Raw genomic sequence first — 23,734 nt, 5'->3', positions numbered from 1 at the left:
TTTTACCGCTCTGGTATGATCAGTGACCATTACGACGCACAACAACTGGATAAGTGGGCTGATGATTATCAATGCCAAAGGACCTGCAAGTTTTGCAGAGAAGTATATTGTGAGATCAATTTGGGAAAACAAATTTCCTCCAGGGTCCATTTTACCGGCTGAACGTGAGCTTTCAGAATTGATTGGTGTGACTCGCACCACTCTGCGTGAGGTGCTACAGCGCTTGGCGCGTGACGGTTGGCTGAAAATTCAGCATGGCAAACCAACACGGGTTAACAACTTTTGGGAAACCTCAGGCTTAAACATCCTTGAGACTATTGCTGATTTGAATCCCGAGGGTTTTCCGGTATTGGTTGACCAACTCTTGTCAGCTAGAACGAACGTCAGTGCTATCTATTTTCGCGGTGCTTTGCGTTATAACCCGGATACCGCTGTGGAGGTACTTGCAAAGATTCACCAGCTTGAAGATACGGCTGAATCCTATGCTGAATTTGACTACTTACTGCATCACACCTTAGCGTTTTCGTCTGGAAATCCACTTTACGTTTTGATATTAAACGGATTTAAAGGTTTGTATAGTCGAGTTGGTCGTTATTACTTTACCAGCTCAGATGCGCGTTTATTAGCATTGAACTTTTACAAAGAATTAGAACTGTTGGCTCAGGCTAAAAATTACCTCGATGTCTCTGCGCTGATGCGTACCTATGGCATGAATAGCGGTAAGATGTGGTTACAATTACGCGAAGATATGCCGGCTTCTATTGCTCAAGATCATTAAACTCTGTGAGTTATATCGCGTTAAGATTGCGCTAAATAAACAAAAAGGCCGTTTCAATTGGAAACGGCCTTTTTATTGTGCTTATTATTCTGGTTTATTGGCTTCAGGGCAGGATGCTAAGACGCTAATACTCGCATCTGCATTTTTTTGCTCTAAGGTGACAGTGAAGCCCCATAATCGATGTAAATGCTTTAATACTTCTCTATGGCTATTGGCTAAGGGAATATCGTTATTTGGCACATAATGTAAGGTTAAGGATCGATCACCGTTGATTTCCACATTATGTACTTGGATATTTGGCTCAATATTAGACAGGTTATATTGTTGTGATAGTAACTGGCGAATATCTTGATAGCCCCGTTCATCGTGGATCGCGGATACCGAAAGATAATTGCGTTTCTCATCATCATGGATACCAAACAATTTAAATTGGCGGATAACTTTAGGTGAGAGATATTGGCTTATAAAACTTTCATCTTTAAAGTTTTGCATCGCAAAATGCAATGTTTCTATCCAATTACTGCCGGCAATGTCGGGAAACCAAGCTTTATCTTCATCGGTTGGATTTTCACAAATACGCCGAATATCGGTGAACATGGCAAAGCCTAAAGCGTATGGGTTGATGCCACTGTAATAACGACTGTTGTAATCGGGTTGGGCCACAACGCCTGTATGGCTTTGCAAAAACTCGATCATGAAGCGGTCAGTGACCACGCCATCGTCGTACAAGTGATTCAAGATAGTGTAATGCCAGAAGGTTGCCCAGCCTTCATTCATCACTTGAGTTTGTTTTTGCGGATAAAAATATTGCGCCATTTTACGCACAATACGGATTATTTCCCTTTGCCATGGTTCAAGCAAAGGAGCGTTTTTCTCGATGAAATATAAAATATTTTCCTGCGGTTCGGCGGGGAAACGACGTTTTTTCGATTGAGACTGCTCATGTTGATGGGTCGGAATCGTGCGCCATAAATCATTTACTTGGCTTTGAAGGTAAGCCTCGCGATCCTTTTGTCTTGCTTGTTCTTCCCTGAATGAGATTTCAGAGGGACGTTTATAACGATCGACACCATAGTTCATTAGCGCATGACAGGAGTCTATGACGCTTTCGACTTGTTCTACACCGTATTTTTGCTCGCAGTCACTGATGTAGTTTTTAGCAAAGACAAGGTAGTCAATAATCGAGCTCGCATCTGTCCATGTCTTAAATAAGTAATTGTTTTTAAAAAAGCTGTTATGTCCGAAACAGGCGTGAGCTATCACCAGCGCCTGCATTGTGATGGTGTTTTCTTCCATTAAGTAAGCGATGCAGGGGTTAGAGTTAATCACAATTTCATAGGCGAGCCCCATTTGGCCACGTTTGTAACCTTGCTCGGTTTCGATAAAACGTTTGCCGAAAGACCAATGGGTGTAACCTATGGGCATGCCTATGCCAGCATACGCATCCATCATCTGTTCAGCAGTGATGACTTCAATTTGATTTGGGTAAGTGCTGAGTTTATAGAGCGCTGCCACCCGCTCAATTTCCTTGAGGTAGTCCTGAAGTAGCTCGAAGCTCCAGTCGGGACCATCGCTCAGTGGTGTCCAAGATGTTGATTTAGTTATCCCCATAGTGCCCCCTTAAACCGCTTGTTTCTTGAATAGCTCCCTAAAGACAGGGTAAATATCTTCGGCTTGACGTATATGCTGCACGGCGATGTTGTCGTAATGCTGTTGCAGGGATTCATATTCGCGCCACAGGGTTTGATGGGCGCGATTGGTGATTTCGATATAGCTGTAGTAGCGCACCAGTGGCAATATTTTTTGTTCTAATAATTGCCTACAGGTAGGTGAATCGTCGGCCCAGTTATCCCCGTCGGATGCTTGGGCTGCGTAAATATTCCATTCATCGGCGGGGTAGCGTGCTTGTTGAATTTCATGCATTAATTTCAATGCACTGGACACTATGGTGCCGCCCGTTTCTTGGGAGTAAAAGAACTCGTGTTCATCGACTTCTTTGGCTTGGGTATGGTGGCGAATGTAAACCACTTCTAAATTTTTATAGGTACGAGTGAGGAACAGATACAGCAAGATATAGAAGCGTTTTGCCATATCTTTAGTTGCCTGATCCATAGAACCAGACACATCCATTAAACAGAACATCACAGCTTGGCTAGAGGGGATTTCTCGTTTCGCATAATTATTAAAGCGCAGATCGAAAGTATCGATAAACGGCACTCTAGCAATCTTTTGTTTTAATTCCTCAATTTGAGCTTTTAAATCCAAAATCAACTCAGCCCTAGTGCCTGGAATATTTTCCAGTTCAGCAAGTTCTTGTTCTAACTCTTTTAATAGTTTCTTTTTACTGGCCGACATCGCAATGCGACGAGCAAGGGATGAACGTAATGAACGGACAATATTGATGTTAGCAGGGACGCCATCATTGGTGAACCCAGCACGGTAGATTTGGTATTCTACCAGTTTATTGAGGCGATTTTTTTGTAGATTGGGGAGTTCTAAGTCCTCAAACAATAACTCTAGATACTCGTCTTTAGAGATTTCGAACACAAAGTCATCGTCGCCTTCACCCGAGTTTGAGGCCTCACCTTTGCCCGAACCGCCGCCTGAACCACCAGGTGGTCGGTCAATTTTATCGCCACGGGTAAATTGGTCATTACCGGGATGCACTCTATCCCTGACACCGCCTTTGCCTTGGTGAAACATTGGTTCACTGATATCCCGTGTTGGGATACTGATTTTTTCGCCTTTATCTACATCCGTTACGCTGCGACGAGTCACTGCATCGCTGACGGCTTTTTTAATTTGTTGCTTATATCTATTGATAAAGCGTTGGCGGTTGACTGTGCTTTTTCCTTTCGCATTCAACCGTCTATCGATAAAGTTCGCCATACGCACCTCCCAAAACCCAGCGAAGGCTTTGGCAACACCAAAGCCCTGTACTTAGTTAGCGCAAGTTTAAGAAGATTTACGAACTCGTAAATACCACTCAGACAAGAGTCGGACTTGTTTTTTGGTATAGCCTTTCTCCATCATGCGATTGACGAAATCATCGTGTTTGCGTTGATCGTCGTTCGACGTTTTGGCGTTAAAGGAAATAACAGGCAGTAAATCTTCTGTGTTGGAGAACATTTTCTTCTCGATCACAGTGCGAAGTTTCTCGTAGCTGGTCCAGAGCGGATTGTTACCCTCATGATTCGCGCGGGCGCGCAGCACAAAGTTAACGATTTCATTACGGAAATCTTTAGGATTGCTGATCCCCGCGGGCTTCTCAATCTTCTCAAGTTCAGCATTGAGGGCGGCGCGGTCGAATAGCTGACCCGTTTCTGGGTCGCGGTATTCTTGATCTTGGATCCAAAAATCGGCGTAAGTGACATAGCGGTCGAAGATATTTTGGCCGTATTCAGAGTAAGACTCTAAGTAAGCGGTTTGAATTTCTTTACCGATAAACTCCACATATTTAGGGATCAAATAACCTTTTAGGAATTCAAGATAACGTTCGGCGGTATCACCGGGGAACTGTTCTTGTTCAATTTGTCGTTCGAGGACATAGAATAAATGTACTGGGTTGGCTGCGATCTCTGAATGGTCGAAGTTAAATACCCGCGACAAAATCTTAAAGGCGAAACGGGTGGATAGTCCATTCATGCCTTCATCGACACCTGCGTAATCACGGTATTCTTGGTAAGACTTAGCCTTAGGATCGGTATCTTTCAGGCTTTCACCGTCATATACCCGCATCTTAGAGTAGATGGAGGAGTTTTCAGGCGGCTTGATGCGTGACAACACACTAAATTGCGCTAAGGTTTCTAAGGTGCCGGGAGCGCAGGGCGCTTTCGATAACTCAGAGTTGATTAGCAGTTTTTGATAGATTTGCAGCTCTTCTGAGACCCGTAAACAGTAGGGCACTTTGACTATGTAAACACGGTCGAGGAAGGCTTCGTTGTTTTTGTTGTTTTTGAAGGTTGACCACTCGGACTCGTTTGAGTGAGCCAGAATAATCCCGCTATAGGGCAAGGCCGATAAGCCTTCTGTGCCGTTATAGTTACCTTCTTGCGTCGCAGTCAGTAGTGGATGCAGCACTTTAATTGGTGCCTTAAACATCTCGACGAATTCCATCACCCCTTGGTTTGCACGGCACAATGCGCCTGAATAGGCGTAAGCATCGGGATCATCTTGGGAGAAATGTTCGAGTTGCCGAATATCGACTTTACCGACAAGGGACGAAATATCTTGGTTGTTTTCATCACCAGGTTCAGTTTTCGCTATTGCCACTTGGTCCAGAATGGATGGAAAGACTTTTACCACGCGAAATTTGGAGATATCGCCACCAAACTCATGCAGACGTTTTACCGCCCAAGGCGACATGATAGTTTTCAGATAACGGTTGGGAATGTTGAATTCATCTTTTAACAGCTGTCCATCTTCTTCCACATCAAACAGGCAGAAGGGGTGATCGTTGACTGGGCTGCGGACTCCATTCGCGCTCAGAATGTAAATGGGCACTTTTTGCATTAGGGCTTTGAGTTTTTCGGCGAGTGATGACTTACCGCCGCCCACTGGGCCCAGTAGGTATAGAATTTGTTTGGATTCTTCTAATCCTTGAGCCGAGTGCTTTAGGTAAGCCACAATTTGCTCTATGGCGTCTTCCATGCCGAAGAAATCTTTAAATGCGGGATAGCGTGAAATAAGTCGATTCGAAAAAATACGGCTAAGTGTTGGATTTTTTGCGGTATCAATGACTTCTGCTTCACCAATTGCAAGCAGTAGTCGCTCTGATGCTGACATGTAAGCGCTGCGATCTCCCTTGCAGATGTCCAGAAACTCCTGCAAAGAATATTCTTCATCGAGTTTTTGTTCGTAGCGCTTTTGGTAATGCTCGAAAATGCCCATATAAACCCCCTGAAACGCCAGTGATGTCATGGAACGGATAACTGGCTAGCCAGCCTCCTACTCTAATCTTAGACACAAACTCACTATCTGTGTCAAAAAAATATCAAATAAAAACAATAACAAATAGTTGCAAACGCAATTATTGCACTTGTAGTTAGCGGAGGATAAATCGGTAGAATAAGGGATGGGCGGCAAACGAGGGGCATAAAAAAAGAGCCACTAGGGCTCTTTTTACTGGGATTAACCCACTGCTCATTCGGCAGTAAACAACGTTAGGTTAAATGAATTAACCTGCGAAGTTTTGGTTAACGAAGTCCCAGTTAACTAATTGCCAGAAGTGGGCAAGATAGTCAGGACGCACGTTACGGTAATCGATGTAGTAAGCGTGTTCCCACACGTCAACTGTCATGATTGGCGTTACTGTGCTGTCAGTCAGTGGCGTCGCTGCATTGCTAGTGTTAACGATAGCAAGAGTGCCATCGGCTTTTTTCACTAACCATGTCCAAGCGCTACCGAAGTTGTTTACTGCTGAATCAGTAAATTGCGCTTTGAATGCGTCGAATGAACCGAAAGCGGCATTGATTGCATCAGCAACTGGGCCTGTTGGTTCGCCGCCAGCATTAGGGGCTAAGCAGTTCCAGTAGAAAGTGTGGTTCCACACTTGAGCTGCGTTGTTAAATACGCCACCGGTAGAAGTCTTGATGATATCTTCTAAAGATTTGCCAGCGAAATCAGTTCCTTCGATTAAGCCGTTTAGCTTCACAACATAAGTGTTGTGGTGCTTGCCGTAGTGGTATTCTATGGTTTCTTGAGAAATGTGTGGTTCTAGTGCGTTCTTTGCATATGGTAATGCGGGTAATTCGAAAGCCATTAGTATCTCTCCATGGTCTTAGGTTATCGTTTCTTAAACGTGCTCACTTAGGACTATTGTACCGATAAAATTTGTGATGTGAATCATTGTTTAGCTAATTGACTAGATAGACGCCATCGAAAAATCAAATGTCGACATAACCTTACAAACTGTGGGATTTTGTTCTGCGTCTAGCTGACGTACAATAGTCGCATTGAGTCAACGTCATCCTACTTAGGAATCAAAATGGAAACAGTAGAGAAAATTAAGCAGCAGATCACGGAAAACCCTATCATTGTTTATATGAAAGGCTCTCCTAAGTTACCAAGCTGTGGCTTCTCGTCACAGGTAGCTCAGATCATGATTAACTGCGGCGAGCAGTTTGCATTCGTGGATATTCTTCAGCATCCAGACATTCGCGCAGAATTACCTAAGTTTGCTAACTGGCCGACTTTCCCACAATTGTGGATTGAAGGCGAGTTGATCGGTGGGTGTGATATCGTAGTGGACATGTTCCAAAAAGGCGAATTACAACCTTTGATCAAAGCGGCTGCCGCTAAGATCAAGACTGAGGAGTAAGAGTTAATTCTTACTTCATAAAAATATTGCTTCATAAAAAAGCCGCCGTGATTGATATCACGGCGGCTTTTTTATGGTGGTTTCTTAAGAAACGATCAATTTTATAAAGTGGTCATTTTTCAACGACCTACTTCGAAATTGATCGTGTCTTCAAGCCGTGATTAATGAGGCGTCACATCAGACTCGTGGTGTTTATTGTGTGGCTTAGTCGCGGGTAATAGTAAGTTCATGGTAATAGCGACAATACCGCACAAGCTAATACCAGTCAGACTGAATGAACCTATGCCAAATGCCATGCCGCCGATACCAAAGACTAAGGTAACACCGACAATACTTAAATTACGTGGCTCAGATAAATCCACATGATTACGAATAAGGGTGTTGAGGCCAACTGCGGCAATGGAACCAAATAGCAAACACATGATACCGCCCATCACGGGGACGGGGATAGTTTGCATCAGTGCACCTAGTTTGCCAACGAAGGCTAAAGTGATAGCGGTAATGGCAGTCCAAGTCATGATCTTAGGATCAAAATTTCGGGTTAAGGTTACTGCACCTGTCACTTCTGAGTAAGTTGTGTTCGGTGGACCACCAAAGGCTGCGGCTGCAATTGTGGCAATCCCGTCACCCGTTAGCGTGCGATGCAGGCCGGGTTTTTTCATAAAATCTTTACCCGTGACGTTGGATATCGCCAGAATATCACCTATATGTTCTACCGCAGGGGCGATTGCCACTGGGATCATAAATGCGATGGCATACCAGTTTAATTCTGGCGCGACAAATTTAGGAATAGCAATCCAGCTTGCAGCGGTCACGACTGCAAAATCAACAATGCCAAAGGCTAGGCTTAAGCTGTAACCTACTATAATACCTGCTAAAATAGGCATCACTTTGAGGAGGCCCTTTGCGAAAATGGCCACCGCGATAGTGGTACCAAGCGATGCGAGCGAAATAAATAACGCCGTATTTGTAGCGACTAAAGTCAAGCTACCATCACCACTCTTGCCTAATGCCATATTCACCGCAACGGGGGCTAAGCCAAGGCCGATAATAATGATCACAGGTCCCACTACGACTGGGGGCAATAATCTGTGAATAAAGTCAGTGCCGCGCACTTTAACCAAGGCGCCGAGCATGACGTAGACCACGCCCGCGGCCATAATGCCGCCCATTGTGGATGGAATTCCCCAAGTCTGCACGCCATAAAGTATGGGGGCAATAAAGGCGAAGGAAGATGCGAGGAAGATAGGCACTTGGCGTTTAGTAATCAATTGGAAGAGTAGGGTACCGATACCTGCGGTAAACAATGCCACACTGGTGTCGAGCCCTGTGAGTAGCGGCATTAGCACTAGGGCACCGAAGGCCACAAATAGCATTTGCGCGCCCTGTAGGGGGATAGCGAGTCGTCTCATTTATTATTCTCGTTAATTTAGGGTAAACCGCCAAATGATAACAGTTTGTTGGATTTTGAGCAGAAGAAAATCGCCTGTTTTGCCGACGTTGATCACTGTTTGGGTTTTCTGTGCTATGGCAGGCACGGAAATGGGGCTAAATTTTGGCAAGACTCGCTTAAGGCGCTAACTATGGTACAATTTGCCTCATCTGACGCTACTTCAACTACTCAAAGATGCTGAAATTCCTATTGAAGCCGAGCTTAATTGCATTTCTATATTGTCTGTTCACGATTAATAGCGTCAATGCTGTTGAGGTGAGTAAATTAGATGAGGCCAATGTGCCTGTGTCTTCGCGCGCAGTTGCTGAACGCGACAAAGCCTTAAAAAGTGCACTTGAGCAAGTCATTATCAAGAACACTGGGACTGCGCGATCCCTCGATAACAGCCTGATCCAATCTCAGCTCAGTAATCCTGATACCTTGCTGAGCCAGTATGGTTATATCGAGCAAAATGGCCAATTGCTGTTGACCGCGAGTTTTGAGCACCGCCGCATAGTGGCGTTACTGCGTCAGGCACAATTGCCTGTTTGGGGAACTCAACGCCCGCTGACCTTATTTTGGGTCGCTATGCCTGGTGATGGCGACACTATGATATTGGGTGACTCATCTGCGTTAGCCGAACGTAAGATTTTTAGCGATTTTTCCTATGCCCGCGGTATACCTGTACTCTTGCCTATCTTAGATCTTGATGAGTTGATGGGTATAAATCCTAACGATATTAAAGGGATGTTTGCCGACATCGTGGCGAGTGTGTCTGGCCGCTATCAAGCTGACTTTTTGGCGCTAGTGGCAATTGATGCCGCCGGGAATCAGGTTCGTTATCGTTTAAATCTTTATACTAAGGCTACCATTGATTCTTTGACGCCACCGTTATTCAGTTACAACGGTACTGCTGAAAATTCGGCCCAAGCGATTACCGCTATGATGGCGGCGTTAGGTGAATACTATTTTACTAAGTATGCGATTGCCGATACTGGTACTCAGCTTGGTGCGAGTGTTACCTTCGTTAATATCCAAAAAATGGCGCAATTAGTTGAAGTTGAAAAATATTTGAAGCAACTCAGCGCGATTAAAAATGCTACGTTAACGCATATTCAAGGTAATACTGTGACTTTCTCGTTAGATTTATTTGGCTCAGAGACGGATTTACAACGCTTATTAAGCTTAGAGCCGCGTATTTCTGTGGTCGCACCTGTGAGTGCAGGTGAATTTAGCCCTGTCTCTAATCAAACTGGCAAACCTGTGTATGAATGGCGTTTATATTAAGATGTTATCGGCCGTGTTTAGTTAAGCACGGCATTGTTTTTATTTAATATTGAGAAGACCGAGTGCCCTTAAACTCACCTCTGCAACTCTCGTTACCTGTGCATTTGCCAGACGACGAAACCTTTAATAGTTATTACCCCGCCGCGGGTAATGATGAACTTATTCAAAAATTGAGAGCGAATGCCGAAGGGCATGGTGAAGCCGCCATCTATTTGTGGGGCCCAGTTAAATCGGGTCGAACCCATTTAATGCACGCTGCTTGCGCGCACGCTAATGAAGTGGAGCGTCGCAGCTTTTATATTCCCTTAGGCATACATGCGAGTATTTCGACCGCATTGCTTGAAGGCCTAGAACAGTTGGATTTGGTTTGTATCGATGATGTCGATGCCATCGCCGGCCACCCCGTTTGGGAAGAGGCGATTTTTGATCTCTACAATCGCGTCGCAGAAAATAAGAATTGCGCCTTAGTAGTCAGCGGCAGCTCGTCTCCTGCGGATGCTGGGTTCCTCTTGCCAGATCTTGTTTCACGTATGCAATGGGGGTTGAATTACCAACTGCAACCCATGGCAGATGATGAAAAACTTGCTGCACTGCAACGCCGCGCCGCTATGCGTGGCCTGCAATTACCGGAAGATGTCGGGCGTTTTTTACTGAACCGTATGGCGCGGGATTTGCGGACCTTGTTTGATGTATTGGATAAGTTAGATAAAGCCTCATTAGTGCATCAACGTAAGCTCACGATTCCGTTTGCCAAAGAGATGCTGCACCTTTAGATACTGCATGGTTTGCATTCGTTCTGAAGATACAAAATCTACTGGCATTAAAGCCAAAAAGAGTAAAGCCCGTCATGTTGAATACATACGGGCTTTTGTTTATCTAAAACTTAAAACGCTATTGTTGTGGATGTTGGTGACGATCACCACTTAAGCGAAGTTCGGCTTCAAAACGAGACTCGGCATTAATTGCAGCTGCATTGCTTTGGCCTTTGAGATGCGTATTCGCAGGCGATATTGCCAGTGTTTGACGCCAGCTTTGACCTTGCACCATATTAATTGGCTCGGGTAGGCTTTCGATCAGACTGATCCCATTAAGCTCTGGCAGCATTTCATCAATCACCAACGCGGCGCGATTTTCTAGACTGTCTTGCGCAATTCTTCCCCTTTGTCCCCAGTCAATAATCAGCGAATCCGCAGTTAATATCGCAGGTTTATTGGTGACGGCGACATCACGCAATATTTGATAGCGATAACTCATCATGGCTTCCTCAAATAACATGGCCGTGTCTTCACGGGTACTGGAATAGGCATAGAAGTCGCTGGCGATATCGGCAGAAAAGAAAGTACTGACATCCGATGCTTGATAGGTCTTTTGCACATTACTCGCCGCTGCGCCGAGGAAACTAACATTGGCAAGTCCCATCATTTCAGTACTCGTTAATGGGTAGGTTTTGCTGACTTGATCTGAAATTAGACTCTTGTTGGCATTGCGGCGGCTGTAGTCATCTAACAGTCTTGGCCCTGTGAGTGTGGCATGCACGCTGCGTGGAAAAAAGTCATTGGCATGGGCGAGTTCGTGATACAACAAGGAGGCCAGATCGGGGTTGATTTGCGCTAATGTGCGGTTTGCTCTGACGGTGATAGGCACGCCAAGGGAGGCATATTGGTTATCTTTTACATAACGCCAAGGCATCACAAAGTTAAGATCATTTCCAAAATTACTGCGGTAATCCGGCGCTTCATTAATAGTGTCGCGTTGGCTTGGCGTAAGCCATAAATCATTGGGATCGAGATAAATCGCCCCTGTGACTACCCAATAAAAAGAAGGGCGTACATCATAGCTAATCACCACGGCCGTGACGGATTGTAATAGGCGAGCAAAATCGCTGTTGGGGTCCATCTGGGCTAAGAAAGCGGCAAAGTTATCACCCATCCAATCGTGGGAAACCAGTACTCGATTTAGAATCGTCTCGTGATTGAGATCGCTTGAGGTTTGACCTATCAAAGGTAAGGTATTGATAGTGCAGCTATCATTAAGCTGATTGGAGTAAACACAGTTTGCTAGCACATTGGCGTAAGGTGAAGCCGGACGATAGGCATGGGTGCGCGCAACTGGGGTATCGAAGTATGGTGAGCTGATCGCTGGCGCCGAGGTTGTTAGCACAAAGACATCATCGCTAAGCTGATTGCCATTGACGTTGGCATTCACTTTGAGGCGAGTGATTGTATCCTGGGTGACCGTTGGCGCGGTAAACAAGGGTCTAAACGGATCGCTCACATCGACCATTAAATCTGGGCCAGATGCTATACACCAAGAGATATTTGCTGCACTTAATTCCGATTGTTGTCCGAGTCTTAAGCTCACATTATTGCCTTCAACCACTTGGTGATCTTGACGGACGTTTAGCATACCCGTCGATGCGGGATCGACATTAATGCCAATTTCTCCGGTGACATCTAGATTACTGCCCGTCACATGCAAGTTAAAACGGTAGCCGCCTGCGGTGGGAGTATCAAAGGCTAATACCGGGCTGTTTTGACTGACGAGTGCGATGTTAGCGCCATCGATTTGCTGCCAACGGAAGGTTAAGTCTTGGCTGTCACGATTTAGGATATTGGCAATGATAGTACTGGATTGACCCGCCACATAATTTGGCTCGGTTTGAAAGCGAATTGAGGATGACGTGGTGGTAATGAGTGGCGAAATACTATCTGTGCAGCGTGCTAGTGAAGTGGAGGGGGGCGTGACTACACTATCATCTGGTTGACTATCACCACCGCCCCCGCATGCCGCAAGTAGGCCCGAGCAGGCCATAAATCCGAAAAATTTCAGTGGTATCGACATTCCCATTACACCATTCTCCCTTGTTAACTCTGCTGTGCTATTTAGACTTTTGTGGCGTCATGGGACGCTTATACCGTGAGAAACTGACTATAACACGGGCACTTAGTTGCAAAAAGTCAGTGTAAGTATAATAAGTGTTAATTTTGTCGTGATGGGAATTGACGTCGGAACGGAGGTTGAAACTAAGGTTGAAATGGGTATTCAGACTGAGATCATAAGGGATATTTGAGCCAAGGTTTGGTCTTGTAATATAAAAAATGCCGCCATACCTAGCAAGGTAAGACGGCACTGAAAATATATTGAACGGACTATTCTTTAGATTTTTTCTTCAGGCCTAATCCCAGTTCACGACCACGTATGCGGGCATAAAATGGGAAAGCGATTAGCAGTACGCCAATCAATAATACTTCGATTAAGGCAAAAGCGAAGGCGTCATTGGTGACATAAAGCAGGGTGAGCCCATGTAACATATATAAGCACAGAATAAAACTCGCCCAAGCATAAGTGTATGGATTACCTTGGAAAACTCCCTTTGCGGGTAGTAATAACGGCACTATCCATAAGAGGCTAAATAGCAGGGTGTATTCACCGCTAATCCCTTGGCCAACAAACCAACCGCCTAATAGCAGCACTAGCGCAAAGTAGCCTAAACGGCTAAGGATAAATAAGGTGTTGGACGTCATAAGTCTACCTAAGGGTTGAAAATAAAAGCCATTTTGGTTTAAAAATCATGGGTTAAAGAATAGTGAGCACATTCTCAGGAGGGCGGCCGATGGCTGCGCTTTGATTGGCGAGCACAATTGGCCGTTCGATGAGTTTAGGTGTGTTGACCATAGCCTCAATCAACTGCAATTCTGTTAGTGATGAGTCTGCAAGTCCCAAGGCTTGATATTCTGCTTCCTTGGTGCGCATTAATTCGCGAGCACTGATGCCTAATTTAGCCAGAATGTCGCCGATGTCTTTAGCCGTAGGGGGATTTTTTAAGTATTCCACTAGGGTAATGTCGCAGCCTTGTTGCTCGAGTAAAGCTAAGGTTTCACGGCTTTTTGAACAACGTGGGTTATGGTAAATCGTCGCTTGGGTCATAGTACTAGAGGCTCAATACGGGCTGAAATAACAATGGCGCGGATAATAACAGAAAAAACCGCGCCCCGTCAGTGTGTTCGGGGCGCATAAATGGGTTATTGTCTTTAATCTATTTGTAAACCAACTTATTACTTAAGCGCATCCATTTCTTTATCAGCCATTTTAAACTGGCGAATACGTGCTTCAATACGTGCAAGCTGTAATGGATTATTTTCGGATGCACGGTAGGCGAAGTTAAGTTGATCGATTGCGCCCTTATAATTAGCACCTAAGGCCATCAGCTCTGCGGTGGAAAAATATTCCAATGCTTGATTGCCGGTTTTTTTATACACCATAGTCAACAATTGATAAGGCAGTTCATTTTGTTTATCGAGGAAAATCATATCTTCCAGCAAAGGGATTGCTTTGGGGGCTTGATCGGCTTCGATATATATATTGGCTAAGTTGGCATTGATCACTTGAGACGTTGGTTTCATTTTACGCTGGGCTTCGAGCATAGTAATCGCTTTTGCATAGTCCTTACGTTCGATCAGTAAATCAGATTTAGTGTCTATATAAAACAGGTTGTTATCATCGATTTTTAACAGCTCATCGACGATTTTTTCTGATTCATTAAACTTCTTCAATCTATATAAAGCCAGCGCTTTGCCATAAAGTGCTGCCTCTTTGAAGGTATAGGTCTGTTTGTTGAGCTGCCGATCAAACATGCTTAATACTGCTTCGTCGCTATAGCTGGAAAAACGGACTTGAATACGAGCTTTTGCTAGCTGAAAATTAAGATTATCAGGGATATAACGTTTAGGGTATTGCTCGGCACGGTTACGGGCTTCAGTGATCCGCGATTCAGGCAATGGGTGAGTTAATAACATTTGTGGTGGTGTTGTGGTAAAGCGATAACGACTGGCTAATTTACCAAAGAAATCCGCTGCAGCATTAGGATTAAAGCCTGCATCCACTAGAATTTGCATTCCGATGCGATCGGCTTCCTTTTCATGCAAACGGGTGTAGTTGATTTTCGATTGTGTTGCCATAGCTTGGGTTGTCGCAAGTGCCGCCATACCTGCTTGTGGTACTGCAATCGTTAACAAAATGGCGCCGAGTAAACCGGCAATTGTTGCAGGATTACTTTTTTGCTGTGCTTCAAGGGATCGGGCAAGGTGACGTTGAGTAACGTGAGTCACTTCGTGGCCTAATACTGAAGCGAGTTCGCTTTCATTGTCGGCATTGAGAAATAAGCCTGTGTGCACGGCAACATGGCCACCAAAGAAGGCGAAGGCGTTGATTTCATCATTTTGTAATAGGAAAAAATAAAACGGCGTTTTTACGCCTGTGGCATGGGCGACCAGTTTATTGCCAAGCTCGGTAAGATATTGACTCAACACGGGGTCATTTAGCATAGGTGCCGATGAGCGAATGATGCGCATATAAGCATCACCGTAAACCATTTCTTTTTCAAGGCTGAAGGTGTTAACTGCGGCCGTACCTAAATCCGGTAAGTCATTGTTGGCAAAGCTTTTGGCGGCGAAGGTTAGCAGCATCAAGGAGAGTGCGCCTGCAACAAAAGGTTTGAATCGAGTCAAAAAAGTCAAGTTACGCAAGCGGATCCTTTTATTTCTAATTATCTCAACTAAAGGCAGATACTGCACTTAGCTTGTAGTTTGAGGTGCAACTTAGGATAATGGCCCAAGTTCGTCTATAGCAAGTTCATTATGATTTTTATTGATTTAACGCTCTTTCGTTGTCCAGTACCCTTAGTGAAAGTGAAGCTTGCATTGAAGCCAATGCGAGAGGGTGAGCAGTTGCATATCTTACTCTCAGACTCTGGTTCGCGGCGAGATGTTCCCCAATATTTAAAAAAACAAGGGCATGTCGTGCAAGAGTTGCGTAATGATGCAAGTCTGTTAGCCTTGATGGTCACCAAAGTTGATCTATCTCAGAGATAAATTGAGGATTTTTATGTTTAAATCCTCTTAGACTAACATTAATCGCTTAATTCTGAGCCAGACTACCGCTCAGGCTAGGTTGTTTACTCCTATCAGTTTATTTTTTGATTTAGCTGACGTGTAGAAGCGAAAGTCTAACTGAGTAAAGTCTCGAATAACATCATGATAAATAAACTTTCCTGAGCGTTTGGGAAGCCTCGCCAACCATCACTATTGGAATGATCCATGTTTACTGTTTTTTCTCGTTGGTACCAAGAGCGCTTTAGTGATCCACAAGCTGTGACCTTAATGGCTATTCTTGTCGGGCTTGCGCTAGTGATTTATTTTGCGGCAGGTTTACTTGCTCCGCTGTTGGTCGCTCTTGTGTTGGCATTTCTATTGGAATGGCCTGTGGCGCAAATGCTTAAATTGGGGATTAATCGCACCGCTGGTGCGTCCTTGGTTATTGTGTTGTTTTTGGGAATCGTGGTTTTACTGACATTTGGCTTAATTCCGAGTGTGTGGCGTCAAGGTGTTAGCTTAATTGCCGACTTGCCTAGCATGATAGATAAAGGCCTGCTGACAATACAAACGCTGATCAATCAATATCCACGATTTATCAATCCAGAGCAGTTAGATCTGATGGTTGGTGAGCTTAAAAAACTGCTCGATACTCAACATGTGTTGGATATTGCTAAGCAATTAATCGGTTATTCAGCTTCTTTACTCGTCTTGATGGTGTACGCGATTTTAGTGCCCTTACTGGTGTTTTTCTTTTTAAAAGATAAAGACCAACTGATTAGCGGCAGTAAGCGATTTTTTCCCGTAAATCGCCAGTTAGCCCGTAAAGTGTGGTTTGAAATGCACCAACAGATTTTTAATTACATTCGTGGCAAAGTGATCGAAATCGTGGTTGTTGGTGTCGCAACTTATATTTTGTTTGCCTTGATGGGACTGCGATATTCGGCGTTGCTTGGTGTGTTAACGGGGTTATCGGTATTGATCCCTTATGTCGGTGCAACCCTAGTTACATTACCTATCGCCCTAGTGGCATTTTTTCAGTGGGGTTTTAGTTCTGAATTTGGCTATTTAATGTTGGGTTACGGTATTATTCAGGCGCTCGACGGTAATTTACTCGTGCCTATTTTGTTCTCCGATGCGGTGGATTTACATCCGGTGATCATCATAGCGGCCGTTTTAGTCTTTGGCGGTTTATGGGGTGTATGGGGAGTATTCTTTGCCATTCCATTGGCATCGTTGGTCAAAGCCGTGATTAACGCTTGGCCTAAAACAGAGCTTGAGGCTGACAATAAACTTGATGCGAGTTGATGCCTACCTGTCTAATAGCTATTTGTATCATTGGTTATAGTGGGCGAGTTAACCGTTATCGCTAATTCCTTCTGGCATTTGAATTAAGTGCCAGAGGCGTTTTGGTTGAATGTTGTGCCTTCACTATTTAAAGCATCCTCGTCTAGTACTCTGTACCCATTCACTTATTGTCATTCCTTTTTATTATCACTTTGTCTTAAGTATCACCATGAATCGAGCTTTTAGTTTTAGATTAAGGGGGATTTATTCTGTCGCTTGCCAGTTTAGGGATTTACATTATGTAGCCTCTAGGTTAGGTAGATGTAAAACTCTTATATAAGCATGTGGTTACATGATGCAGCGCACATTTTACCCTTGAGTATGTTGATAAAGTTGTGTCGCTTAGTTTGGGTTTGCTTATTCGTTCATCCTTAGCTAAGTTATATCGAGTCGTGCTATTTATTTTGGTTGAGAGATGGAAGTCACCCTGACAAGAATTTCCACTGACAATCGCCATTGGAGGATACTATTGTGAGCAAAAAACTATTAAGTGCGCTTTTCGGGGCAAGTCTTGCAGCGTTAGCGCTGTCGCCAACCGCATTTGCTGCAGATCAAAAATTGTCTGATTTCCATGCTGAGTCGGGTGGATGCGAAAGCTGTCATAAAGATGGTACACCTTCTGCGGATGGTGCCTTTGAATTTGCACAGTGCCAAAGTTGTCATGGTACCTATGCTGAAATGGACGCTGTGCATAAGCCACATGACGGTAATTTAGTCTGTGCAGATTGTCATGCGGTACATGATATGAATGTCGGTCAAAAACCTACCTGTGAAAGTTGCCATGATGATGGTCGTACCCCAGCAACTGTTCTGAAAAAATAATCAAACATGTTAGAAACGTTGGCGTGAGCCTTCAAATCTAAATAAATAACGCCAGCAAATGCTGGCGTTATTTTTATGACTAAAGTCACTCATTACTCATCTTTGGGTTGGCCTTGGATGATTTTTTTACCCGAAAACATGGCTGAAATAATCCCTGGTTGACGTTTTACTTCAGTATAAATCACCGCGAATACATGTAATAACATCAGCAGTAACAACAGATAAACCGCATAGACGTGCACTTGACCTGCCAATCCTTTCATTGGTTTAAGTGCATCCGCTTTTTCTGCGTTCACACCCGTTGCATCATAGGGTTTTAAGCTTGTTGGTTCGACATTGGTATCAGCAAGATAACTTTGTACAGCACTACCTAGCGGCGGATAATAAATATCTGTACCTGCACGCAAAAGTCCAGTGATCATTATGGTCACTAATAGCAACATGATGGCCAGCACGGCAAATTTACCTTTAGGGTTATGACCTAAATACTGCGGATTTTTCCCCGCGGCTAATTCAGTCTTATAAGCTATTAATTCGCTTTTGCTATTAGCATTGGGAAACATGTGGCTGAAACGCGCATATTTGTTACCGATAAAACCCCACACAAGGCGGACGATGAGGTTTATTGCAAACGCATATCCTATGCACACGTGTAAAGTTTTCAAGCCAATTTTACCTGTTAACTCAGATATGCCTAGCTCAGTGCGATACATCATGATGCCACCGACTAAGATGAGTGCGAGTACAAGAATGACATTAATCCAATGAAATAATCGCGTCGGTTTGTCCCACACAGGATAGGATTTTATTTCAAAAGCGGTGGGGTTACTGCTGGACATGGAATTTCCTTATTTTTTGTGTTGGTATGATCTTACGCTTTTATCCTAAAATTTCAGTAACTTTTTTCAGTTTCAATTAAGACTTCTGATTGATAGTGTAGTCAACGAAAGTGTTAGAAGTTTTTGATTTGCGTACGGTAAATATTTTTTACGTAAGTCTTTTTAATCTGTTTTATCTAATGCTAATATCGTGACCACGGTAGACTTGGAAGTCTATTGAACGGATGTTGAAGTCGTATTTGGAGGATCTTAGATCCTTAAAGTGAATAATCGTTAACCAGACAGGGAGTGAGCAGGATGTTCAAAATATTACATTGGATTGTAGTGTCACGATCGCAAGTATTGATAGAATTGCTCGCAGGACGTTGGCCGCAGGAGTTTCTCGTTAAGTTGACCCAAGTCAGCCCTGATGAGATGTGTGAGAAAATCAAAGATAATAATGCCTCCATGGTCGTGATCGATTTAGCGACTGTTGATCTTCAAAAAGCCCATCAATTTCAACGTTTACTTGCCCGTGAGCAACCGAGTGTGCGAGTTGTCTATTTACAGTTCCCTAAACAAGTGGATGCACGTTTTTTAATGCAAGCTGCCACAACTGCAGGGGTGTTTTATCTTGATGCAGGTTTAACTGAAATAAGCCTAGGACTCTCGAATATTTTACGAGGTCATAGGGTCATCCCAATTCAGCTCATTAATGGGGTAAATGATGATTTTGGATTGTTCGAAGACACTGAACCGTTAACTATCCGTGAGCGTGAAGTATTACAAGCATTGTTGACGGGAAGTACTAATTTAGATATCGCCAATCAGTTGTTTGTCAGTGAAAGCACGATAAAAACCCATTTGTACCGAGTATTCCGTAAAATTGGAGTGTCTAGCCGTGGTCAAGCGATTGCGTGGGCACAAACCTATTTGCACGATGTGGTGGTTTAAGTCGATATCAGTATTGATATACAAACGTATATACGTTTAAGTTAAGTCTTATCTCAGATAAAAGGGGCTAAAGCCCCTTTTATTATTTCTCAAAAGTGTTCTTAAGCCGAAAGTCTATTAACGTCCAAGCCAAGCCGCTATTTTGCTTTTGTCACGAATGGATAGGGCGACAGTATCCTTAGGCGCGGCAGTTATCATCAATTCACCCGTCATCAATTCATCCCGTCTAAACCAATGTAAATTCAAGGATTCACCCAGCGGATACTGCTGTAGCTGCGCCTCAAATTGTCCTGTGACTTGTAGGTTATCCGCGGCAATTAACACATCACCTGCACTTAACCCTGCAAGGTGTGCAGGGCTGCCTTGGGTGACTGTCACGATTTTTAATCCTATAGGTGCTGCTTGGGTTTTCGCGCCGAATGTAATCTCATAACCTTTCACTTGTCCACCGCCCACATCTTGCGGGCCTTGGCTGGCTCGAAGACTCAAGTTGACCCCAAATTCGGCGAGTAAAGCCGCTAACGGAATATCGTCAGTGCTATCTAAGTAGGCAAACAGATCTTGGCAATCACGACCAAGGAGTCGTTCAACGATGGCTTGATGGCAAGTATCTGTGGTGCCTTTATCTTGCAGAGCATATTCCTGCCATAAAATCTGCATAACATGGTCGAGATTGTATTTGCCCTGGGTTTCGCTGCGCAGGGTTAAATCTAAATACAGCGCAAACAGAGCCCCTTTAGTGTAATAACTGATGATGGCATTTTGTGCGTTTTCATCCTGCTTGTAGAACTTAGTCCAAGCATTAAAGCTTGAGTCCTTAACACTTTGTTTAAAGCGTCCCTGGCTGCGATAGACACGGGTGAAGGTCTCACTCAGCATATCTAAATAGCTTTGTTCATCTACCAGACCTGCACGATAGGTAAGAAAGTCATCGTAATAGGAGGTGATGCCTTCATAGGCCCATAATTGTGGCGTATAGGTTTCTGCCTCAAGTTTATAGGGTAAAAAGCATTCAGGTTTAATACGCTTAACGTTCCAGCTGTGGAAATACTCGTGGCTGCACAGGGATAAATAAGTGCGATAGTCGTTATTGACTGGCATATCGAGCGACAGTGGTAAGTCTTTGCGTGAACACATTAATGCAGTAGAAGCTCTGTGCTCTAAACCGCCAAAGCCATTGTCTAATACTGTGGTCATAAACAAATAACGCTTAAACGGTGCAGGCGTACCAAAGAAGTTAATCTGATACTCACAAATGGCCTTTAAATCTTGGCAGAGCCTTGGCATGCAAGCACGGTGGCGACCATTGAGTACGATATCATGCCTCACGCCACAGGCATCAAAACTCCCTAAGGTGAATAAACCCATTTCCACCGGATGATCGATGAGCTCGTCATAGCTTTTAGCTGAAAATTGGCCGAAGGCAAAATCGTCACCACTGGTGCGAGTCATGCTGGTAGCAAGGCGCCAGTCACTTAATGTTGGCTCTGTGGGTGGCTCTATAGAGACGGTGTGTAAAGTGTCTTCAAAACCATGGGCAGATAAAAACACGCTACTGCCGTTAAAGAAGCCGTGGGTCATGTCCAAATGCGCGGTGCGCACCGACAGATCCCAAGCATACACTTGATAAGTCAGAATGATTTCGCTGCTATTATGGTCAACCGACCAAGTTTGCTTATCTAGTTGGGTGAGCTTAAGCGTTTGGCCTTGTGCATCTTGTGCCTTGAGTTCAATGATATTTTTGGCAAAGTCGCGCACCATGTAACTGCCTGGCAGCCAAGCGGGTAGGCTAAAGACCTGCACTGGCTTGGGTTGTGATAATGTCATAGTAACAGCGAATAAATGGGCTTTCGGATCGACGGGGATTATCTGGTAATGGATCATATTTATCCTGCAAAACCTGAGTGTTTTAATGGTGGCCATGCTGCCAAAAATGCCTGCAACTGGCAAATGAAAAGCAAAATATCTGCAGACACAAAGTATTGAATTGCTAGTATACTATGCCAACTAACCCAAGGAGGACGCCCCATGGCCGAAGAAACTATTTTCAGCAAAATTATTCGTCGCGAAATTCCCGCGGATATTCTGTATCAAGATGAACTTGTGACTGCCTTTAGAGACATTTCCCCTAAGGCGCCAACGCATATTTTGATTGTGCCGAATCATTTGATCCCAACGGCGAACGACATGAAAGCCTCTGATGAGCCAGTACTTGGCCGTATGATGACGGTTGCGGCGAAATTGGCGGCGGAAGCGGGTATCGCTAAAGATGGCTACCGACTGATCATGAACTGCAATCAACACGGTGGACAAGAAGTCTATCACATTCATTTCCACCTTGTGGGCGGGGAGCCTCTGGGGCCCATGTTGAGCCAAGGCAAATGAAGGTCAATTCGGATTTTTTCCCGCTGACCCAAATGGCGCAGCGGTTTGTGGATCAACTAGCCCAGTGTCGCCGTCTCGGTTTAACCGTATTGGAGGCGAGTGAGCACCATGTGTTGATTGAGTTGCCCTATAGCACTGAATTAATTGGGTATCCCGATACCGGTGTTATCCATGGCGGGGTGATCACTACTTTAATGGATACCGCGTGTGGCAGTGCAGTCGTGAGCGCTATTTTCCATAAATTCAAATTATTAGAAATATCACCTACGCTCGATTTGCGGGTGGACTACATGAAGCCCGCTCAGCCCCATAAGCCTGTATTTGGTTTTGCTGAATGCTACAAGTTGTCTTCTAATATTGCCTTTACCCGCGCGATTGCTTATCAAGACAGTATTGACGATCCCATCGCCCATGCCGTCGGCTCTTTTATGCGGATAAGCCCTGAAATGGTCGGTGATGCCTTTAGGCAAGCGTTAATGGGTGAAGCCGTGCCTGCGATAGGAGAGAGTGATGAGCGCAAATAATTCGATACTAGATGCAGCCAGTCCAACTCAAAACTCACAGGTTAAAGCGCCTATTGATGTGCAAGGGATAGTTAAACGCGCCACTGAACTTAATGATTTTGGCCATTTACTTGAGCACGTTCCCTATGCCAAATTTATTGGCATGAAGGTGGAGCGTTTTGGTGATGAACTGATTTTTAAATTGCCCGCTAAAGACGACAATATCGGTAATCCTGTGTTGCCCGCTATTCATGGCGGCGTGATTGCGGGCTTTATGGAAATGTCAGCGATAGTGCAGTTAATGGTATTTATGCAAACAGCAAAGGTGCCTAAAGTCGTTGATTTTTCAATCGACTATTTACGTGCAGGTCTGCACAAGGATAGTTTTGCTGAGTGTCGTATTACCCGTCAGGGTCGACGAGTCGCCAACGTGAATATTGATTGTTGGCAAACCAATCGTAAGCAGCTTATTGCTACGGCACGGGCACATTTTTTGATTGATTAATCTGATTAAGTTTAGATTGATGAAGCATGACTGATTCACTATTTTAGATTGAGAATGCTTTATTTAGCCTATGTTATTAAGCATGAGTTCAGCACTGTTCGATTAGTTTGTCGTTTAATGGGAAATGATGCGCTAGCTGCGTATTTTGTGGCGTGACTAGGAGAAATATATGAAACAAGTTTATACAGGGTTATTACTGGCCGCAGCGCTTACTTTAGGTGCTTGTGCCTCACATACCGCAGGGATTTCAGTGAGTTCACTGGGTGAAACCCGCGTCGATAATTCCAGCTTTGCCCGAGATATTGCGGTACAGAGTGTGGATGCACGCCGAGTCGGTGATTTAGTGCAGGGCTCAGCGTTGATTGTTAGCAAATCCTCTTCCGATATGCGTGTGCAATATAAATTTACTTGGTACGATGCCAGCGGCTTTACTATCGAAGATGAAGCGACCAGCTGGAAATCGGTGAAATTACACGGCAAACAGCAATTGCAAGTCGGCGCCGTAGCACCTAATGCCCAAGTGGTTAAATTTGATGTATACGTGCGTGAAACCTTTTCAAACTAAGCTTGAGTTTACTTCTGTTTAGTTTATTCCGGGTTTAATTGATTTTTTGATATTAAACCCGTTCTAAAAAGGCTTACTTCTTTTAAGGAGTAAGCCTTTTTATCGTTTTACATCAACGTTCAATGACCTTAAGGTCACTAAAATGTTAT

23 protein-coding genes are annotated in these 23,734 nt (G+C 44.3%); 12 read left to right on the top strand and 11 right to left on the bottom strand.

All coding sequences use genetic code 11. The features are described 5' to 3' along the window. Window positions 1-61 precede the first annotated feature (61 nt). A complete protein-coding gene (fadR, locus tag RA178_RS13525; RefSeq protein ID WP_028760321.1) occupies window positions 62-778 on the top strand; it encodes a fatty acid metabolism transcriptional regulator FadR in 717 nt (238 codons plus the stop codon). 84 nt (window positions 779-862) lie between these two features. Here the strand turns inward: fadR and RA178_RS13520 are convergent, their stop codons facing one another. The 4 genes from RA178_RS13520 to sodB all read right to left on the bottom strand — a co-directional run bounded on the left by RA178_RS13520 (window position 863) and on the right by sodB (window position 6,539). After that, window positions 863-2,389, bottom strand: a complete 1,527-nt coding sequence (locus RA178_RS13520) for a SpoVR family protein (protein ID WP_306682264.1) — start codon at window positions 2,387-2,389, stop codon at window positions 863-865. Window positions 2,390-2,398: 9 nt separating this feature from the next. Next, window positions 2,399-3,667: a YeaH/YhbH family protein gene (locus RA178_RS13515; RefSeq protein WP_263265240.1), complete on the bottom strand. Its 1,269-nt coding sequence runs from the start codon at window positions 3,665-3,667 to the stop codon at window positions 2,399-2,401. Window positions 3,668-3,733: 66 nt separating this feature from the next. Continuing rightward, a complete protein-coding gene (locus RA178_RS13510) occupies window positions 3,734-5,668 on the bottom strand; it encodes a PrkA family serine protein kinase (protein ID WP_131523897.1) in 1,935 nt (644 codons plus the stop codon). 286 nt (window positions 5,669-5,954) lie between these two features. Then, window positions 5,955-6,539, bottom strand: a complete 585-nt coding sequence (sodB, locus tag RA178_RS13505) for a superoxide dismutase [Fe] (RefSeq protein ID WP_028760317.1) — start codon at window positions 6,537-6,539, stop codon at window positions 5,955-5,957. 225 nt (window positions 6,540-6,764) lie between these two features. On the opposite strand from sodB, the gene grxD reads away from it, so the two are divergent. Next, complete coding sequence (gene grxD / locus RA178_RS13500) at window positions 6,765-7,097, top strand: Grx4 family monothiol glutaredoxin (protein ID WP_011846572.1); 333 nt, start codon at window positions 6,765-6,767, stop codon at window positions 7,095-7,097. A gap of 161 nt (window positions 7,098-7,258) precedes the next feature. On the opposite strand, the gene RA178_RS13495 is transcribed toward grxD, so the two are convergent. Continuing rightward, complete coding sequence (locus RA178_RS13495; RefSeq protein WP_028760316.1) at window positions 7,259-8,509, bottom strand: uracil-xanthine permease family protein; 1,251 nt, start codon at window positions 8,507-8,509, stop codon at window positions 7,259-7,261. 215 nt (window positions 8,510-8,724) lie between these two features. On the opposite strand from RA178_RS13495, the gene RA178_RS13490 reads away from it, so the two are divergent. After that, on the top strand, window positions 8,725-9,816 hold the full coding sequence (locus RA178_RS13490) for a DUF2066 domain-containing protein (protein WP_306682258.1): 1,092 nt from the start codon (window positions 8,725-8,727) through the stop codon (window positions 9,814-9,816). A gap of 62 nt (window positions 9,817-9,878) precedes the next feature. Beyond that, complete coding sequence (gene hda / locus RA178_RS13485; protein WP_168823935.1) at window positions 9,879-10,589, top strand: DnaA inactivator Hda; 711 nt, start codon at window positions 9,879-9,881, stop codon at window positions 10,587-10,589. Between the two features lie 118 nt (window positions 10,590-10,707). Here hda and RA178_RS13480 read toward each other — a convergent pair whose 3' ends face one another. The 4 genes from RA178_RS13480 to bepA all read right to left on the bottom strand — a co-directional run bounded on the left by RA178_RS13480 (window position 10,708) and on the right by bepA (window position 15,341). Continuing rightward, window positions 10,708-12,663, bottom strand: a complete 1,956-nt coding sequence (locus RA178_RS13480) for a hypothetical protein (RefSeq protein ID WP_306682256.1) — start codon at window positions 12,661-12,663, stop codon at window positions 10,708-10,710. A gap of 302 nt (window positions 12,664-12,965) precedes the next feature. Next, complete coding sequence (locus tag RA178_RS13475; protein WP_028760312.1) at window positions 12,966-13,340, bottom strand: DUF2069 domain-containing protein; 375 nt, start codon at window positions 13,338-13,340, stop codon at window positions 12,966-12,968. Window positions 13,341-13,392: 52 nt separating this feature from the next. After that, the gene (gene arsC / locus RA178_RS13470) at window positions 13,393-13,743 is read right to left on the bottom strand and encodes an arsenate reductase (glutaredoxin) (RefSeq protein WP_105252827.1); all 351 of its coding nucleotides are present in this window, start codon (window positions 13,741-13,743) and stop codon (window positions 13,393-13,395) included. A gap of 128 nt (window positions 13,744-13,871) precedes the next feature. Beyond that, the gene (gene bepA, locus RA178_RS13465; protein WP_198572697.1) at window positions 13,872-15,341 is read right to left on the bottom strand and encodes a beta-barrel assembly-enhancing protease; all 1,470 of its coding nucleotides are present in this window, start codon (window positions 15,339-15,341) and stop codon (window positions 13,872-13,874) included. A 111-nt stretch (window positions 15,342-15,452) separates the two neighbouring features. Between bepA and RA178_RS13460 the strand changes: the two genes are divergently transcribed. The 3 genes from RA178_RS13460 to cctA all read left to right on the top strand — a co-directional run bounded on the left by RA178_RS13460 (window position 15,453) and on the right by cctA (window position 17,855). After that, entirely contained in the window at window positions 15,453-15,686 is a 234-nt protein-coding gene (locus tag RA178_RS13460) for a sulfurtransferase TusA family protein (RefSeq protein ID WP_306682254.1), read from the top strand. Window positions 15,687-15,911: 225 nt separating this feature from the next. Continuing rightward, window positions 15,912-16,994: an AI-2E family transporter gene (locus RA178_RS13455; RefSeq protein ID WP_028760308.1), complete on the top strand. Its 1,083-nt coding sequence runs from the start codon at window positions 15,912-15,914 to the stop codon at window positions 16,992-16,994. A gap of 510 nt (window positions 16,995-17,504) precedes the next feature. Continuing rightward, on the top strand, window positions 17,505-17,855 hold the full coding sequence (gene cctA, locus RA178_RS13450; RefSeq protein ID WP_105252823.1) for a tetraheme c-type cytochrome CctA: 351 nt from the start codon (window positions 17,505-17,507) through the stop codon (window positions 17,853-17,855). A gap of 92 nt (window positions 17,856-17,947) precedes the next feature. Here the strand turns inward: cctA and RA178_RS13445 are convergent, their stop codons facing one another. After that, on the bottom strand, window positions 17,948-18,694 hold the full coding sequence (locus RA178_RS13445; RefSeq protein ID WP_263255307.1) for a cytochrome b/b6 domain-containing protein: 747 nt from the start codon (window positions 18,692-18,694) through the stop codon (window positions 17,948-17,950). 297 nt (window positions 18,695-18,991) lie between these two features. Between RA178_RS13445 and RA178_RS13440 the strand changes: the two genes are divergently transcribed. Beyond that, entirely contained in the window at window positions 18,992-19,627 is a 636-nt protein-coding gene (locus tag RA178_RS13440; protein ID WP_306682251.1) for a LuxR C-terminal-related transcriptional regulator, read from the top strand. A gap of 117 nt (window positions 19,628-19,744) precedes the next feature. Here RA178_RS13440 and RA178_RS13435 read toward each other — a convergent pair whose 3' ends face one another. Then, window positions 19,745-21,511 (bottom strand): M61 family metallopeptidase, encoded by a 1,767-nt coding sequence (locus RA178_RS13435; protein ID WP_306682249.1) that lies wholly within the window; start codon window positions 21,509-21,511, stop codon window positions 19,745-19,747. A 144-nt stretch (window positions 21,512-21,655) separates the two neighbouring features. Here RA178_RS13435 and hinT point away from each other — a divergent pair, with 144 nt between their 5' ends. From hinT to RA178_RS13415, 4 genes are all read left to right on the top strand, one after another. Beyond that, window positions 21,656-22,012, top strand: coding sequence for a purine nucleoside phosphoramidase (gene hinT / locus RA178_RS13430; RefSeq protein WP_006081303.1), 357 nt, complete (start codon window positions 21,656-21,658; stop codon window positions 22,010-22,012). Further along, window positions 22,009-22,536: a PaaI family thioesterase gene (locus RA178_RS13425; protein ID WP_028760303.1), complete on the top strand. Its 528-nt coding sequence runs from the start codon at window positions 22,009-22,011 to the stop codon at window positions 22,534-22,536. Before hinT ends, RA178_RS13425 begins: the two co-directional genes overlap by 4 nt. Continuing rightward, on the top strand, window positions 22,523-23,020 hold the full coding sequence (locus RA178_RS13420; RefSeq protein WP_306682245.1) for a PaaI family thioesterase: 498 nt from the start codon (window positions 22,523-22,525) through the stop codon (window positions 23,018-23,020). The genes RA178_RS13425 and RA178_RS13420 overlap by 14 nt, the downstream gene beginning before the upstream one ends. 169 nt (window positions 23,021-23,189) lie before the next feature. After that, complete coding sequence (locus RA178_RS13415) at window positions 23,190-23,585, top strand: YcfL family putative periplasmic lipoprotein (protein WP_028760301.1); 396 nt, start codon at window positions 23,190-23,192, stop codon at window positions 23,583-23,585. Window positions 23,586-23,734 lie beyond the last annotated feature (149 nt).

The sequence above is a fragment of the Shewanella oncorhynchi genome (assembly GCF_030848765.1).
Taxonomy (GTDB): domain Bacteria; phylum Pseudomonadota; class Gammaproteobacteria; order Enterobacterales; family Shewanellaceae; genus Shewanella; species Shewanella oncorhynchi.
The sequence above is the reverse complement of the archived record's forward strand: the minus strand, read 5'-3'. Positions and strand labels throughout refer to the sequence as shown.